Here is a 15,194-nt window from a genome sequence, read left to right on the forward strand (position 1 = left end):
GGTCCTGCTGGAACTCCGTGATCCCACATCTCGGAGTCGAAGGCGCCGTCCCAACCGGCGGCTTCGTGCAGCAGGCGCTGCAGACCTGGAACACTGTAGCGGAACCGGCTATGAAACGGAAGACAAATCCGGGGAATGGATGAAACCCCATCGCGGGTGGTGCGCGGTCGGGCGCGGCCCGGGCGCTATCCTGACGCGGTGATGGCGCCCCCACCCTCTCCTCGTTCTCGCCTGCGCACCATGCTGCCCCGTGACCCGGCGCAGCCGCATCGCACCGCGAGCACCCTCGAGCTGTTCTTCGACCTGGTGTTCGTCGTGGCCGTGAGCATCGCCTCGTCGCAGCTGCACCACGCCCTCTCGCACGGGGACTTCGTCCACGGCATCCCGTCGTACGCGATGGTGTTCTTCGCGATCTGGTGGGCGTGGATGAACTTCACGTGGTTCGCCACCTCGTTCGACACGGACGACTGGCTCTATCGCGTGACGACGTTCGTGCAGATGGGCGGGGTGCTCATCCTCGCGGCCGGTGTGCCGCGGGCCTTCGACGAGGGCGACTTCACCGTGCCGGTCATCGGGTACGTCGTGATGCGGGTGGCCATGGTCGCGCAGTGGCTCAGGGCCTCACGGTCGGCCGGTGCGCTGCGCTCCGCCACCCGCCGGTACGCGGCGGGCATCGCCGGGGTGCAGGTGCTCTGGGTGCTGTTCCTCCTGATCCCGACGGGGCCCGCCCAGCTCGTGGCGTTCGTGGTGTTCGCCCTCATCGAGATCTCCGTTCCGGTGTTCGCCGAATACCGCCGGCAGACCCCGTGGCACCGGCACCACATCACAGAGCGCTACGGGCTGTTCACTCTCATCGTGCTGGGGGAGAGCCTGCTCGCCTCGGCGAACGCGATCATCGACGCGCTCGACGAGGTCGAGGCGCTCGGGCCGCTGATCGCGATCTCGGTGCTCACGCTGGTGGTCACCGCCTCGCTCTGGTGGATCTACTTCTGGCCGCCGCATCACCGCGCGATCACCTCGTTCCGCCGGTCGCTGCGGTACGGCTACACGCACTACTTCGTGTTCGCGGCGGCCGCCGCCTTCTCGGCAGGCATCGAGGTGGAGCTGGACGTGCTCACCGGTGAGAGCCACCTGTCGAGCATGGCCGCTTCGTTCACCGTGACCGTCCCCATCGCGGTGTTCCTCCTCGGCGTCTGGTGGATCGCGATCAAGGAGAACGCCGACCGTGTGGTCAACACGGTGGTGCCGACCGGAGCGGCACTCGTGCTGTTGGATCCGGTGCTGCCGGTCCCGGTGACGCTCACCGCACTGATCCTGGCAGCCGTCGTGGTCGTGCTCGTGCTCCGACCGCCGGTCACGCGCGAGGCCGAGGCTCCGGTGGGGACGTAGGCGCCGCGCCGCTCAGACGCAGGCGGCGAACAGGTCGAGGCACTCCTGACGCAGTCGCGAGATCGCCTCCGTGTCGCCGCGCAGATGGCGGATGAGGGCGTTCTGGAGCATGCCGTCGGTCAGGGCGTACGCCAGGGTGGCGTCGAAGCGACACGGTTTCCCGGCGAGTTCCGCGTAGCGCGCGAGCACCTCGCCGATCGCCTCCTGCAGCATCTGCTCGATCTGCTCGATCGTGTCGCCGAAGCCGGACTCGAACAGTGCCTGATTGCGCAGGTCGTACCAGAGGCGGTGCAGCGACGCGTCGTCCTTCAGGCTCCTGGCCATCTCGTCGGCCACGCGCCCGGCGAGCTCGTCGGGGGTGGTCGCCGTCTCGATGATGGCGGCGTAGCGCTCGGCCGGCTGGCCGCGCGAGATGCGGACGGCCTCCGCGATGAGGTCGTTCTTGTCGGTGAAGTAGTAGTGCAGCGAGCCGTGAGAGAGCTCGGAGTGCTGGGCGATCTCGCGCAGCCCCGTGCGGGCGAACCCGCGTTCGGCGATCGCCTCCAGCGCGGCCTCCGCCAGGCTCCGTCGACGGAGGGCGAACTTGTCGGTCCCGGCGCGCTCGGCCCTCTTGATCGCTGTGTTCATCGTCTCGTCTCGACTCCGTCCCTGCGTTCGGTATCGGTCATGCTAGTGGGCACCGTCGCGGATTTGAACAGTCGTCAAGTAAAAACTGGACACTCATCCAAGAAAAACTTGACACTTGACCAATCCCGTGATGCACTGGATGGATCGCGATCGTGAGCGTCCCCAGCGCCCGATCGTCGACCACGCCGCGCGCGCGATTCCCCGTCGCCCCGGCAACCGCTGCCTGACGAACTCTCGCTCGGCAGCGTGCGCGGCGGAGCGATGTCCCCACCTCCTCCGTCGCGCCCCCGAACCCGTCGTCACGGCATCTCTGCTAGACTGACGATGCAACGTGTGCGTTTCGCCCCTCTCGGCCGCCGCGTCGCCACTGATCAGGGCCCATCCACGGTTCGCGCACATCGACGCGCGCGACGCCGCCTTCGATCTCCTCACTTGCGGACCGCCCTGCGTGCCCGCCACATAGCAATGAGCATCACCATGAGCACCACCACCGTCCCTCCGTCCGACCCCCTCACCTGGAAGCAGGCCGACATCGACGTGCACGTCGCCACCCGCGGCGGCGAGTTCGCCGGCTTCGTCGAGTTCGACGGCGCCGCACACGTGCTGCGCGACGAGCGCGGTACCGACCTCGGTACCTACGCCTCGCTCGACGACGCCTGCGACGCACTCGACGCTGCGACCCGGCCCGCACCGCGCTCCGGGCTCCGGTCCGTGCCGCGCTCCGGACGCCGCCGCGTACGCCGGGCCAGGGCCTGACCACACCGACGACACGACGAAGGCGCGAGCAGAGAGCTGCTCGCGCCTTCGTCGTGTCCGGCTCTACCGCTTGCTGTCGTCGGTCTCCACCACGTCGATCGTGATCTTCTCGAGCGGGCTGTCGCCGTCGAGCTCGTCGTCCAGCACCTCGTCGCCCAGGAACGTCTCCACGACCGTCTCGGTCGCCTCCGAACCCGACTCGTCCTCGTCGTCGATCGTGGCCTCGGCGACCGCGATCGACGAGGGCAGCGCATCGTCGCTGAAGATGCCGTCGGGGCGGATGAGCTCGCGCACCTCGGCCATGAAGCTCGACAGCTGCTGCTGCTGCCAGCGCAGCTGCCGCGTGCGGTCCTCGGCGTCGTGCAGCACCGCGGTCGTGTGACCGGTGACCGCATCGACGATCTTCTGCGACTTCACCCTGGCGCGGTCGAGGATCTCCCTCGCGCGCACCTGCGCGTCCGCCTCGATCGCCTGCGCCTGCGACCGCATGAGCCGCTCGTAGTCGTCCGCCTTCGCGGAGATCCGCTGCGCGTGCTCCAGGGAAGCGGTGACCTGCTCGTTGGCATCGGTCGTGATGCGCTCCGCGTGCGCGACGGCCTGGTTGTGCAGCACCAGGAACTCCTGCTGCGCGTCGTCCTGGCGACGGGTCAGCGTCTCCTCGAACTCGAGCACGCGGGCGTTCATCTCGCGCACCTCGCGCTCCGCATCCGCCCGCAGCTGCGTGGTCTCCCTCGTGACGAGCGAACGCAGCGCCGCCGCGCCCTTCTCGGCCTCCGTGCGGATCGCGGTGGCCTCCTGCGACGCCTGGTTCACCTTCTCGGCGGCGTGCGACGCCTCCCGCTCGATGCGCGCCTCGTGGGCCGTGTACTCGGTCTCCATCTTCAGGCGCACCTGGTCGGCGTCCCGCTGGGCCTGCGAAGTGATGCGATCGGCGTCGGCCTCGGCCTCGGCGCGCTGCGCAGCGACCTCTTCGCGCGCCGCCGCCATGAGCCGGTCGGCCTGCACGGCGGCGTTCTGGATCAGCACGTTCGCCTGCTCCTCCGCGACGCGCAGGATCGCCTCGAACTGCTGACGAGACGGCGCCTCCTCGCCCTCGGGCTGCGGGGTGTCGACGAGCTCGGAGGTCAGCGTGGCGACCTGCTGCTCGGCGTCGGCGGCCTTGGCGTTCGCGGCGGCGAGCTCGCTCTCCAGCGCCTCGCGCGCCTCACGCTCCTCCGCGCGGATGGCCTCGACCGACTCGGTCTCCCTGGTCTGCGTCTCGGCGAGCTGGTCGGACAGCTGCTGCACCTGCGCCCGCAGGGAGGCGAGCGCCGCGTCGACCTCGCCCTTGTCGTAGCCGCGGAAGCCGATCGTGAACGCGGCGTTCGACGCCGACGACGACTGCTGGTCGCGCGGTGCCGTCTCGATCAGCTGGTCGAAGAAGTCCGGCGACCGCTCGTCGCGGGAGCCGTCCGGGGAGTCGCTCATGGTTGGGCCTTTCTGGCGTGTCCGGACGCGGAGCGGGGGCTCCGACCGCCGAACGGGATCGCACGCACGGACGAGGAGGCCGCCCGGCGCACGTCGCGACCGTGTCCTCAGCGGACGCTGTGCCGGGCGCGACGCGGTCCTAGCCTAGTTGCGCCGGCTGTGGATCGTGAGCCCCTCTTCACACCGGGGAGGGCGGTGCCGACGGACGGTTCATCCGGAGCGCGACCAGCGGGCATTGCGATCGTCGAGCAGCGCGCCACGGACGTACGAGACCGGCGGCCCGTCGGACACCGTGATGCCCCGCGCCCCCGCCGCCGCCGCGACGCGGGAGCGCAGCTCGGTCCACAGCGCCGTGGTCTGCGGGAACCCCATGTACTCGCGGAAGGTCTCGACGCGCAGCACCGCGCCCATCGGGTCGGCGGTCACGCGCACGACGGTGTCGTCGGGGTCGACGAAGCGGATGCCGATGGCGCCGTCTTCCAGCGGGAGGAAGTCCTTGCCCGCAGCCGCTGCCATCGTCAGGAGCTCCCGTGCCTCCGGGGCGGGCGCGTGGATCCGCAGCGTGCGACCGAACTCGGCGAGGGCCTTGTCGAGCTGGTCTCGCGCGAAGCGGTCGCCCGCGCGGCGTCCTGCGGCCGCGGTGCTGCGGTTCAGCCACGGGCGCAGGAAGGCGGCCCCGACGATGATCGCCAGGATGAGCAGTCCGAAGAGAAGGAGAGTGGGAACCACGACTGATCCGTGTGGGCGGAACGGCGGTCCGTTCAGCGGGGCGCGGTGAGCGCGTCCAGCACGAGCTCGCCGGAGGAGTTGAGCGCCTGCATGATCTCCTGCACGCGGTGCGGGTCGATGCGGGGCGGCTCCGCCGCGTCGAAGCCGAACTGGAGCGGGATGGCCGGGTGGATCCAGATCGTCGCGCGCTTGTCCACCCCGGCTGCGACGGGCAGCCAGGTCATCATGAAGCTCTCCTGTCGACGGAGCTTCGTGGAGATCACGATTTTCAGGTGCGCCAGGGTCTCATCCTCGATGAGAATCGGGTCGGAATGACCGTCGTAGCGGAGTCTGCCCATAGTGCTGACCGTACACCGCTCCGAGGCCCTCTGCCTCTCATCCCTGATCGGCGCAACCCCCTTCGGTGCGAGGAACCGGAGGCCTATTGTCGCCGAACAGGCGGGCCTCGGAAACGCGCAGACGGGACAGGTGACGGCAGTGACACATGAGGCGAAGAGGACGGCGCGCGTGCGGATCGTCGTGAACGATGTCGGCTTCGTGCTCGCACCCGGTGAGTCGGCGGACGGGATGAAGCAGGAGATCGACGCCGCGGTCCGGGCGGGAGGCGGGTTCGTCGCGTTCACCGTGGCGGACGGTTCGCGGGTGAACGTGCTCGTCTCCCCGATGAGTCACGTCGTGATCTCGGTCGAACCGCACGACGCCGAACCCGATGAGCCTCCGGTCGCGATCTTCCCCCGAGGCGACTTCTTCGACCACGAGCTGCTCTGACGCGGACAGCGCCGGAACCCGCCCCGACCGATCCGTCGCCCGCGGGGTGGCGCTGACGGGTATCGCGCTCCGCGCTTGGTACGGTGACCGCGGTGGACATGATGTCCCTGGGGCCGCTGAGCAAGAGAGAACGTCACGATGAAGCGCACGTCCCGCTTGCGCCTTGGCCGCATCGGGATCGTCGCCGTGCTCGCGGTGATGCTCGGCACCCTGGCTCCCGCGTTCACCTCGGGCGACCCGGCCGCGGCCGCCGCGCCCGACGGCTACATGGTCTACCCGGCGTCTGGCAACATCCAGTCCAAGGTCGGTGACGGCTGTCTGGGCAACTACCGCGCCCACGACGGCATCGACATCTCACGCAACGGCGGCACCCCGATCCTGGCGGCCTACGACGGCGTCGTCCGCACGCGCACGTCGAACGGCGGATACGGCAACTACACCGACATCGAGCACGCGGGCGGCTACGTCACCCGCTACGCCCACATGGCCAGCACCGCGTGGTACCCGCCGGGGACCCGCGTGCTGCGGGGCCAGCAGATCGGCGTGGTCGGCAACACCGGCAACTCCGCCGCCTACCACCTGCACTTCGAGGTCTGGCTGAACGGCCGCGTCTACTCGCAGATCAACAACGGTTTCACGTGCCTGTCGAACGTCACGCGCGGTGCCACCATCCCGCTGTTCTTCCCCGGTCTCGGCACCGGCTCGGGCACCGTCGCCTCCGCGGACTACACGGGCGACGGCAACGCCGACGTGCTCGTGGTCGCCGGCAACGGCGACCTGCGTCTGCGCACCGGCAACGGCCAGGGGTCGTTCGCCGCGGCGACCACGGCCCTCGGACTCTGGGGCGGCAGCCGTCGCCACGTCACCCACGCCGACTTCAACGGCGATACGAAGGCCGACCTGATCGCGGCGAGATCCGACGGCACGCTCGAGTTCTACGCCGGGAACGGTGCGGGAGGATTCGCGGCCGGGACCGCGATCGGGAACGGCTGGTACGGCCTGCTGCACATCGTCTCCGGCGCCGACTTCACCGGCGACGGCAGACAGGACGTGATCGGCGTCGCCCCCAACGGGGCGATGTCGCTGTACGAAGGCAACGGCTCCGGCGGCTTCACCGGGCGCGTGACCACACTCGGCGTCGGGTGGGAGGGCTTCCACTTCATCGTGGGCGGCGACTTCGACAACGACGGCAAGGGCGACCTGATCGCCGCGTCGGACACCGGGACGCTCTACTTCTACCGTGGCGCGAACTACGGCTTCCAGACGGCTCGGGTCGTCGGCGAAGGGTGGATCGAGTTCACGGCGCTCACGGGCGGGGTCGACTACAACGGCGACCGCCGGGCGGACCTCCTCGGACGCACCCCTGCGGGCGAGGTCTACCTGTATAGCGGTCTCGGCGACGGGACCTTCGGGACCAAGACGCTCGTGGGCTCCGACTGGGGCGGACACCTCACGATCGAGTAGGGCCTGGCGCCGCGTATCGTGGGCGCATGGCGGCTTCCACGTTCGACGAGATCGTCGCGGACCTGTACGCGGCGTCGCCGGGCGACTTCGTGGCGGCTCGCACCGCTCGTGCGAAGGACACCGCGGATGCCGCCACCGCCGCGGCCGTGCGAGAGCTGCGCAAGCCCTCGGTCGCGGCGTGGGTCGTGAACGTGTTCGCTCGGGAGAGGGCGGAGCAGCTGGGGGAGGCGCTGAGCCTGGCCGCCGAGCTGCGGGAGGCGCAGGCGGACCTCGACGCCGCAGCGCTGGCGAAGCTCGGACGTGAGCGGCGCGCCCTCACGCGACGGCTGGCGCAGGCGGCGGGACAGCTCGCGCAGTCGCGCGGGGAACGCGTGACGACGGCGACGCTGGACGCGGTCGAGCAGACGATCTCCGCCGCCTTCTTCGACCCCGACGCGGCGGCGGCGGTGGCGTCGGGGCGACTCCTGCGCGCCCTGGAGCCGAACGCGTCGGGCGACGACGTCCGCGAGGCCGTGGCGGGGGAGGTGCCGACACTCGCGCCCGCCGCGCCGCGCCGCGCGGATGAGCTCTCCGCGCGGCGGGCTCGACGCGAGGCCGAACGGCGCGTGACCGCGGCGGAGAAGGAGCTCGCGGCGGCGGAGCGTGCAGTGGCGAAACAGGACGATGTGCTGCGGACGCTTCGCGCGCGCGCCGAGGAGCTCGACGACGACATCGCCGACCTCGAGGCGCAGCTCGCACAGCTGCGCACGGAGGCCGAGCGCATCGCGGGAGAGCTGCCGGGGGCGACCGAGCGTCAGGAGGAGGCCGTGGCGTCGCGCGACGAGGCGGCGCGGGATCGCGAGGCGGCGCAGCGGGCACTCGATGCGCTCTGACCCCGGTCGGCGCGGCACGTGTGCGACGATGGCTGGCATACGGAGAGGCGAGGGGGCACCGTGAAGCGGAGCACGAGGGTCGGCGCTGTGGGCGTGGCCGCGGTGGTCATGGCCACCGTGTTGTCCGGATGCATGGGCGGGGCGGACTTCGCCGTGCTCGAGAAGGAGCCTCAGGCGGCTGACGCCCTGCCGGATGCCGCGGTCGACGACAACGACGGCGTCGTCGCGCCGGACACCGCCCGGTTCGTGGGGAAGGACGGCGACGTGTCGCTGTGGCTTGCACGACCCGCGTCCGGCAGCGGGATCTGCGTGGTCGCGTATGAGAGCGATGACGCGTACGCCACGGGCTGTGCCGACAACGGGACCTGGGTGCGCCTCAGCGGCGAGCTGGGCACGTACGAGGTCGCGCCGGACGGCTCGCCCGCCCCCGAGGGGACCGAGCGGCTGTTCGACAACGTGTTCGTGCCGGCGGGGTGAGGGTGAGCGTCTGCGTCCGGGGCAGCGCCAGGGTCAGGCCGTGATCGGGCAGAGAGGTGTCGAGGGCGACGCCTCGGTGAGCCCCATCAGTACCCGCAGTGCGGAGCGGGCGCGCAGCTAGACGAGCAGAGCCCACACCGCGACCCGCGATCGCGACGACGGACGCCACCGAGCGCACGCCGTTCAGCGCGTTCCATCGGCGTTCGAACGCGGCGCGTGTGGTCGTGGCAGAAGTCGTCGAGCCGTCCAACGCGTTGTTCAGCGGGACGTTGCCGGCCACGGTGACGACGACAGCGCCGAGGAAGAACACGACCCCGCCGGCGGCGAGCAGCCACCCGCGCGCAGAGTCCAGCGCGAGCAGGCCCGCCCACACCAGGAACACCGGGGGCAGGAAGATCGGCAGGAGGAACAGCGGATTCACCACCGCGCGGTTGATGGCGCGCATCGAGGTGACGAAGGTCGGGTCGTCCGTGCGCCCGAGGCCCGGCATGACCCCGGTCGAGAAGGACCAGAACGTGCCGCCTCCGAGCGCGAGAAGGACGAGGCCGACGGCGGCGAGTGCGTCTGTGAGCTCCACGTCGGGCACTCTACGACATCGTCGCGTCGCCGCGGATGCGCGGCCCTCCTAGGCTGACCGACATGAGTGACGACCTCGGCCGCACCGTCATCGCGGATCTGTGCCGCCTTCCCAACCCCGAGGCGATCGACCGCACGGCGTTCGTCGAGCTCGGCGGCGTCGAGCAGTTCGTCTCGATCCGCGGCCGCAGCAGGGCGAACCCGGTGCTCGTCGTGTGCCACGGCGGTCCGGCGCTCCCGTCGTTGCCGTCGTCGTGGATCTGGCAGCGCGGGGTCGAGGAGTACTTCACCGTCGTCAACTACGACCAGCGCGCCAGTGGCAAGTCCGTGGCGACCGTGTCCGACGGGCTGGATCTCCGTGTCGAGAGGTATGTCGACGATCTCGTGGAGCTGATCGCGTGGGTGCAGGCCGAGCTCGGCGTCCGGAAGGTCGGGGTGCTCGGCCACAGCTGGGGGACGATCATCGGCCTCACTGTGGCCAGGCAGCGACCCGACCTGCTGTGGGCGTACATCGGCGTCGGCCAGGTCATCTGCGGTCCCGAGAACGAGGTCGAGAGCTTCGGTCACGCGATGCGGAGTGCCGTCGCGGATGGGAATGAGCGGGCGGTCGCGGAGCTGCAGTCGCTCGGGGAGTATCCCGGCGCGGAGCCGTTGACCGTCGAACGCATCGTGACCTGCCGGAGGTGGGCCCAGCACTACGGGGGGCTGTCCGCGTATCGGTCCGACTTCGCATACTTCACGGAGTCGCAGGAGCTGTCTCCGTATTACACCGATGCCGACCTGGGGTTGATCGGCGTCGGGCAGCAGGTGACCATGACCGCGGTGCTCCCGGCCCTGCTCGGCTTCGACGCCCGCGATCAGACGGCGTTCGAGGTGCCGATGCTGCAGTTCCTCGGACGCCACGACTGGACGACGCCTACGGGCCCCGTCGTGCGCTGGCTCGAGCACGTGACGGCACCGTCGTCGCACGTCGTCTGGTTCGAGAACTCGGCGCATCTGTGCATGCTCGAGGAGCCGGGCAAGTTCCTCGTGAGTCTCGTCACCCGCGCGCTGCCCCATGCGGTCGACGCGATGCCGGTGGGCGGGCAAAGCAAAACCCCCGCCATGTAGAAGCTAGGCGAGGGTTTCTGGGCTGATTGTAATGATCAGCCTTGTGGCTCCGACCGGCATCGATCCGGTGACCTTTCGATTTTCAGTCGAACGCTCTACCAACTGAGCTACAGAGCCGCGCGGCGATGGTGCTGCCGCGTCCTAGACGAAGAGCCCTCTCCGAAGAAAGAGCTCGTCGCACGGAGCGACCCTGACGGGACTTGAACCCGCGACCTCCGCCGTGACAGGGCGGCACGCTAACCAACTGCGCTACAGGGCCATACTGGTGTTTTCAATTGTATCGGATGGAGTGACCCCAACGGGATTCGAACCCGTGCTACCGCCGTGAAAGGGCGGCGTCCTAGGCCGCTAAACGATGGGGCCGAGTCAGTCCCGGGAGGACTTCCTTGCCGACGCTCAAGCATAAGGGATGACGCGAGCAAATCGCGAATCGAGGGCGATGCGTCTTCCCCCGGGCGTGTTTCGGGAGGACCATGGAGGTCACGATGGTGCTGCGGGGGCCGTGCCATTTCGCTGGTGCGGATGTGAATGTTGTTGTTAGTGTGACATCTGTGAAACCGGCGGAAGGGGCCGCGTGAACGACAAGAATCCGGTGGATGCTGCCTCCGCCGCCTCCGCGGAGTGTGGCTGCGCGCCCAGCCCGGCCGAGAGCCATGCGTTCTGGAAGGCGGGCATCAGCCGTCGCGGGGCCATCGGCCTCGGCGCCCTCAGCGTGGTCGCCCTCAGCGCCTTCGGCATCTCGTCGGGCGTCTCCGCCGCCTATGCCGCGTCGTACCCGAGCTGGGACGACGTGCAGCGCGCCAAGCAGAACGAAGCCGCCAAGGCGGCCGAGGTCTCGCGGATCGAAGGCCTCATCCAGTCGCTGACGCAGAAGGTCGCCGAGACCCAGGCCGCCGCCGAGGCTGCGTCCAACGAGTTCTACAACGCCCAGCAGGCCTACTTCGCCGCGATCGCCGAAGCCGACGCGCTGCAGGAGAAGGCCGACGCCCAGGCCGCCGCGGCCGACGAGTCCGCCCGCAAGGCCGGGCAGGTCGCCGCGCAGCTGTATCGCAACGGCGGCGACAACACCTCGCTCGAGCTGTTCTTCGCCGGATCGGCCAGCAACGCCGATGAGCTCCTTGCGCGACTGGGCTCGATGGACAAGCTGCTCGAGTACAACCGCTCGGTGTACGACGACGCCGTCGCCGCCCGCAACGCCGCGCAGTCGCTCAGCGACCAGGCCGTCGTCGCGCGGGACGAGCGCGACCGGTTGCAGAAGATCGCCGAGGAGAAGATGGTCGCCGCGCAGCAGGCGGCCGATGCGGCGCAGGCCGCCCTCGACGAGCAGTCCGCGAACCTGGCGACCATGCAGGCGCAGCTCGCCGCGCTCAAGGACACCACCGCCACCACCGTCGCGCAGTACCAGGCCGGCGTCGAGGCCGCCCGCAAGGAGGCCGAGCGCCGTGCCGCCGAGGAGGCCGCCGCGAACGCGGGGGGCAACAGCGGTGGAGGAGGAACTCCGGGCTCCGGGGGATGGGTCCGTCCGCACGGCGGCTACCGCAGCTCCGGCTACGGTCCCCGTTCGCAGCAGTGCAACTCCCGCGGCTGCTCGTCCAGCTGGCACTACGGGGTCGACCTCGCGAACGGCTGCGGGGCGGCGATCTACGCGGCGCACTCGGGCACCGTCGACGCGGCCTTCTACAACGGCGGGTACGGCAACTACGTGCGCATCCAGCACGGCGGCGGTGTCGCCACGGGCTACGCGCACATCAAGCCGGGTGGTTTCGCGGTCCGCAACGGCCAGTGGGTCGAGGCCGGACAGGTCATCGCCTACGCCGGCAACACAGGCGGCTCGTTCGGCTGCCACCTGCACTTCGAGGTGTACATCAACGGCCGCTACACGAACCCCATCAACTTCATGGCCGACCGGGGCATCTCCGTCTGAGATCGGTCGCGCAGCAGAAGAGCCCCGGAGCGCCGTGCTCCGGGGGTCTTCTGCATCAGCTCAGTGGCCCTGCTCGCCGAACCGGGCGATCGCCTCGTCGAGGATGCGCTGCGCCTCGGCGGCGTTCCCCCACTCGTCGACCTTGACCCACTTGTTGGGCTCCAGGTCCTTGTAGTGCTCGAAGAAGTGGGCGATCTCCTTCTTCGTGTACTCGGCGATGTCGTCGATGTCCTGGATGTGGGCCCAGCGCGGGTCCTTCGACAGGACCGCGACCAGCTTGTCGTCGCCGCCGGCCTCGTCGCTCATCTTGAGCACCGCGACGGGGCGGACCTCGACGACGACACCGGGGTAGATCGCGTGGTCGAGCAGCACCAGCACGTCGAGCGGATCGCCGTCTTCGCCGAGCGTGTTGTCGAAGTAGCCGTAGTCGGCCGGGTAGCCGAAGGTCGTGTACAGCACGCGGTCGAGGTGCACGCGCCCCGTCTCGTGGTCGACCTCGTACTTCACGCGGCTGCCGCGCGGGATCTCGATGACGGCGTCGTGTGCGCCCATGCGTGTGCTCCTCAGAAAGTTCGGTTGGATGCCGCCGACCAGCCTACTCGCGGGCCGGCGGCTCGACGTCCGTGCGGTGACCGCGTGCGCGCCGGTTCAGCAGGCGCGCGAGCGGCCCGTTCAGCAGCAGGAGCAGGAGCGCGGCGTAGCCGTTCGGCGCGGCGAGCGCGGCGATGACCAGGGCGATCGCGAACAGGATGATCGCGGCGAGGTCGCCGACGACGCCCGCGCGGAGCACCGACGCGGACGCCGTGGTGAGCTGCGGGTGGCGCAGCAGGTAGAGCCAGCCGCCGAGGGTCGTGACCTGCGTGCCGATCAGTGTCCCGATGTACACGACCGCCTGCAGCGGATCGGAGTCGAGCTGGCCGAGCATCGCCGTCGGCACCGGCAGCCACACGATCGTGGCCATCCAGCCCACGTTGATCCACAGCAGCGCCGGGGTGATCCGCTCGACGTCGCGGTACTGGCTGTGATGCCCCATCCAGAACACCGCGATGAGGAGGAAGCTCAGCGCGAAGCTCAGCAGCTGGCCGGAGTGCTCCGTGAAGAACTCGGCCGTGCTCCGATTCCCCGCCGCCGTGTCGGAGACGGCTTCCAGCAGCGGGAGGATGAGCAGCGTCATGGCGATCGCGACGACCGCGTCGACGAAGGCCGTGAACCGCTCGGTCCGATACAGGTACGGCCTCGCGTTCTCGGTCACCGCGCCAGAATATCGGCGAGGGTGGGCGGGAGCCAGGGGGTCGCGAGGCGCTGGCGGTGCCCTAGCGTGGAGTGATGCCGTCGCTCGATCCCGCCGTCGCCGAGATCCGCCTCGCCGTGCGCACCGCGCTCGCCGACCTCCCCGAAGGGAGCACCGTGGTCGTCGCGCTGTCGGGCGGTGCCGACTCCCTCTCGCTCGCCGCCGCCACCGCGTTCGAGGCCGCCAAGCGAGGTCTCCGCGTCGCCGCCGTCACGGTCGACCACGGGCTGCAGGACGACTCCGCCGCGGTGGCCGAGCGGGCCGCGCGAACCGCTGCGGACCTGGGCCTCGACCCCCTCGTCGTTCGGGTCGAGGTGTCGGGCGATGGCGGACCGGAGGCGGCCGCCCGCGACGCGAGGTACCGCGTGCTGCGCGACGCGGCGAACGACCTCCGGGCCGCGGCGGTGCTGCTCGGCCACACGCTCGACGATCAGGCGGAGACCGTGCTGCTCGGGCTCGCCCGGGGTTCCGGCGCCGCGAGCCTGCAGGGCATGGCCGTCGAGCGTGCCGACGACGACGGTGTGCGGTGGCTTCGGCCGCTGCTCGGCGTGCGCCGTGCGACCACCCGGGCGTTCTGCGCGGCGGCCGGGCTCGACCCGTGGGACGACCCGCACAACAGCGACGACCGGTACAGCCGTGTCCGGGTGCGCGACCGCGTGCTGCCGGTGCTGGAGGCCGAGCTCGGCCCCGGGATCGCGGAGGCCCTGGCCCGCACGGCCGAGCAGCTGCGCGAGGACGCGGAGGCGTTCGACGAGATGATCCACGAGACCATCGAGGACATCGTCGAGCACGCCGAGGCCGGCATCTCCGTGAGCGTCGCCGCCCTCGCCGCCAACCCCGCCGCGCTGCGCAACCGCATCATCCGCCTCGTGGTGGACAGCGAGTTCGGCGTGAGCCTGACCCGCACCCAGACGGTCGAGGTCGCCCGCCTGGTCACCGACTGGAGCGGACAGGGCCCCATCGACCTGCCCGGCTGCTCGGCGCGGCGCCAGGGTGGGCGCCTCGTGTTTACCGCCGCCGGGCGCTGAGTCGCCGGGCGCGGCACGTCGGGCGAGCGTTACTTCTTGCCGCCGAACAGCCCGCCCAGGATGCCGCCCAGGTCGATCCCGCCGCCCGAGCCACTGCCGCCGCCGAGCAGGCCGCCCAGCACGTCGCCCAGGCCGCCGCCCGAGCCCGAGCCGCTCTGACCGCCGCCGCCGAGGATGCCGCCGATCACATCGCCGATCCCTCCGGAGCCCTCGGCCGTCGGCTCCGTCTTCGCCGTCTTGTCCTTCGTCGCGTTCGCGATCAGCCCCATCACGATGGGGGCGAGGATCGGCAGGAGCTTGCCGAAGTCGATGCCCGGGGTCGCCTTCGACTCGGTGAGCTGCGTGGTGACCTCCTTCTCCTTCGACCCGAGGATGTGCGCGACGATCTTGCCGCCGTCGGCCTGGTCGATGTCGTCGACCGAGGCGGCGCCCGTCGCGCCCTCGTGCTTCTTGAGCGCCTTCTGGATCGCGTCGGAGCCCTCGGGGGTCTCCGCGTTCTTCGCCAGCCCGCCGAGCAGCACCGCGCCGCCCTGCTCGACCGCGGTCTTCGCCTCGTCGTGCGAGACGCCGAGCTTCTTCGCGATGTCGTCGATCGGAACCTGGCTGAGGATGTCGTCGAGGGCCATGGGGATCCTTCCGTCGGGGGCGTCCGCCCGTGTCCCGCTCACAGTAGTGCGCTCGTGCGCGGATGGGGAGATGTCCCCATCGACCGCGAC

At 70.3% G+C, this 15,194-nt stretch carries 17 protein-coding genes and 3 tRNA genes; 9 read left to right on the top strand and 11 right to left on the bottom strand.

The genetic code is table 11. The features are described from left to right. The first annotated feature begins 240 nt into the window (after nucleotides 1-240). Nucleotides 241-1,389, top strand: coding sequence for a low temperature requirement protein A (locus tag ACWH95_RS07975; protein ID WP_378803335.1), 1,149 nt, complete (start codon nucleotides 241-243; stop codon nucleotides 1,387-1,389). 12 nt (nucleotides 1,390-1,401) lie between these two features. Here the strand turns inward: ACWH95_RS07975 and ACWH95_RS07980 are convergent, their stop codons facing one another. Then, nucleotides 1,402-2,016, bottom strand: a complete 615-nt coding sequence (locus tag ACWH95_RS07980) for a TetR/AcrR family transcriptional regulator (protein WP_378803337.1) — start codon at nucleotides 2,014-2,016, stop codon at nucleotides 1,402-1,404. A 477-nt stretch (nucleotides 2,017-2,493) separates the two neighbouring features. On the opposite strand from ACWH95_RS07980, the gene ACWH95_RS07985 reads away from it, so the two are divergent. Then, on the top strand, nucleotides 2,494-2,772 hold the full coding sequence (locus ACWH95_RS07985) for a hypothetical protein (protein ID WP_136029378.1): 279 nt from the start codon (nucleotides 2,494-2,496) through the stop codon (nucleotides 2,770-2,772). A 63-nt stretch (nucleotides 2,773-2,835) separates the two neighbouring features. Here ACWH95_RS07985 and ACWH95_RS07990 read toward each other — a convergent pair whose 3' ends face one another. From ACWH95_RS07990 to ACWH95_RS08000, 3 genes are all read right to left on the bottom strand, one after another. Next, nucleotides 2,836-4,239, bottom strand: a complete 1,404-nt coding sequence (locus tag ACWH95_RS07990; protein WP_454120495.1) for a DivIVA domain-containing protein — start codon at nucleotides 4,237-4,239, stop codon at nucleotides 2,836-2,838. A 210-nt stretch (nucleotides 4,240-4,449) separates the two neighbouring features. Beyond that, nucleotides 4,450-4,968 (bottom strand): hypothetical protein, encoded by a 519-nt coding sequence (locus tag ACWH95_RS07995; RefSeq protein ID WP_378803339.1) that lies wholly within the window; start codon nucleotides 4,966-4,968, stop codon nucleotides 4,450-4,452. 32 nt (nucleotides 4,969-5,000) lie between these two features. Beyond that, a complete protein-coding gene (locus ACWH95_RS08000; protein ID WP_136029383.1) occupies nucleotides 5,001-5,306 on the bottom strand; it encodes a DUF7882 family protein in 306 nt (101 codons plus the stop codon). 169 nt (nucleotides 5,307-5,475) lie between these two features. Between ACWH95_RS08000 and ACWH95_RS08005 the strand changes: the two genes are divergently transcribed. The 4 genes from ACWH95_RS08005 to ACWH95_RS08020 all read left to right on the top strand — a co-directional run bounded on the left by ACWH95_RS08005 (nucleotide 5,476) and on the right by ACWH95_RS08020 (nucleotide 8,549). After that, nucleotides 5,476-5,736, top strand: a complete 261-nt coding sequence (locus tag ACWH95_RS08005; protein ID WP_136029385.1) for a hypothetical protein — start codon at nucleotides 5,476-5,478, stop codon at nucleotides 5,734-5,736. 138 nt (nucleotides 5,737-5,874) lie between these two features. After that, on the top strand, nucleotides 5,875-7,200 hold the full coding sequence (locus tag ACWH95_RS08010) for an FG-GAP-like repeat-containing protein (protein WP_378803341.1): 1,326 nt from the start codon (nucleotides 5,875-5,877) through the stop codon (nucleotides 7,198-7,200). Nucleotides 7,201-7,226: 26 nt separating this feature from the next. Next, nucleotides 7,227-8,072 (top strand): transposase, encoded by an 846-nt coding sequence (locus tag ACWH95_RS08015; RefSeq protein WP_247638313.1) that lies wholly within the window; start codon nucleotides 7,227-7,229, stop codon nucleotides 8,070-8,072. Between the two features lie 60 nt (nucleotides 8,073-8,132). After that, on the top strand, nucleotides 8,133-8,549 hold the full coding sequence (locus ACWH95_RS08020) for a hypothetical protein (protein ID WP_454120496.1): 417 nt from the start codon (nucleotides 8,133-8,135) through the stop codon (nucleotides 8,547-8,549). Here ACWH95_RS08020 and ACWH95_RS08025 read toward each other — a convergent pair. Continuing rightward, nucleotides 8,449-9,039: an anthrone oxygenase family protein gene (locus ACWH95_RS08025; RefSeq protein ID WP_378803851.1), complete on the bottom strand. Its 591-nt coding sequence runs from the start codon at nucleotides 9,037-9,039 to the stop codon at nucleotides 8,449-8,451. The two genes, ACWH95_RS08020 and ACWH95_RS08025, sit on opposite strands and share 101 nt — an antisense overlap. A gap of 149 nt (nucleotides 9,040-9,188) precedes the next feature. Between ACWH95_RS08025 and ACWH95_RS08030 the strand changes: the two genes are divergently transcribed. Then, on the top strand, nucleotides 9,189-10,235 hold the full coding sequence (locus ACWH95_RS08030; protein WP_378803344.1) for an alpha/beta fold hydrolase: 1,047 nt from the start codon (nucleotides 9,189-9,191) through the stop codon (nucleotides 10,233-10,235). 44 nt (nucleotides 10,236-10,279) lie between these two features. Here ACWH95_RS08030 and ACWH95_RS08035 read toward each other — a convergent pair. From ACWH95_RS08035 to ACWH95_RS08045, 3 genes are all read right to left on the bottom strand, one after another. Then, nucleotides 10,280-10,352: transfer RNA gene (locus ACWH95_RS08035), tRNA-Phe, on the bottom strand. Between the two features lie 68 nt (nucleotides 10,353-10,420). Beyond that, nucleotides 10,421-10,494 (bottom strand) — tRNA-Asp (locus ACWH95_RS08040). Nucleotides 10,495-10,525: 31 nt separating this feature from the next. After that, nucleotides 10,526-10,598, bottom strand: a tRNA-Glu gene (locus ACWH95_RS08045). A gap of 211 nt (nucleotides 10,599-10,809) precedes the next feature. Here ACWH95_RS08045 and ACWH95_RS08050 point away from each other — a divergent pair. Next, nucleotides 10,810-12,159 carry a M23 family metallopeptidase gene (locus ACWH95_RS08050; RefSeq protein ID WP_136028535.1) on the top strand — a complete coding sequence of 450 codons (1,350 nt, stop codon included), beginning with the start codon at nucleotides 10,810-10,812 and terminating at the stop codon, nucleotides 12,157-12,159. A 60-nt stretch (nucleotides 12,160-12,219) separates the two neighbouring features. On the opposite strand, the gene ppa is transcribed toward ACWH95_RS08050, so the two are convergent. Beyond that, nucleotides 12,220-12,711, bottom strand: a complete 492-nt coding sequence (ppa, locus tag ACWH95_RS08055) for an inorganic diphosphatase (RefSeq protein ID WP_096713254.1) — start codon at nucleotides 12,709-12,711, stop codon at nucleotides 12,220-12,222. 43 nt (nucleotides 12,712-12,754) lie between these two features. Further along, entirely contained in the window at nucleotides 12,755-13,411 is a 657-nt protein-coding gene (locus ACWH95_RS08060; protein WP_136028534.1) for a TMEM175 family protein, read from the bottom strand. Nucleotides 13,412-13,485: 74 nt separating this feature from the next. Between ACWH95_RS08060 and tilS the strand changes: the two genes are divergently transcribed. Continuing rightward, nucleotides 13,486-14,478 (top strand): tRNA lysidine(34) synthetase TilS, encoded by a 993-nt coding sequence (tilS, locus tag ACWH95_RS08065; RefSeq protein WP_378803345.1) that lies wholly within the window; start codon nucleotides 13,486-13,488, stop codon nucleotides 14,476-14,478. A gap of 29 nt (nucleotides 14,479-14,507) precedes the next feature. On the opposite strand, the gene ACWH95_RS08070 is transcribed toward tilS, so the two are convergent. After that, nucleotides 14,508-15,104, bottom strand: a complete 597-nt coding sequence (locus tag ACWH95_RS08070; protein ID WP_136028532.1) for a DUF937 domain-containing protein — start codon at nucleotides 15,102-15,104, stop codon at nucleotides 14,508-14,510. Between the last annotated feature and the right edge of the window lie 90 nt (nucleotides 15,105-15,194).

The organism is Microbacterium sp. NPDC055502 (assembly GCF_053643635.1).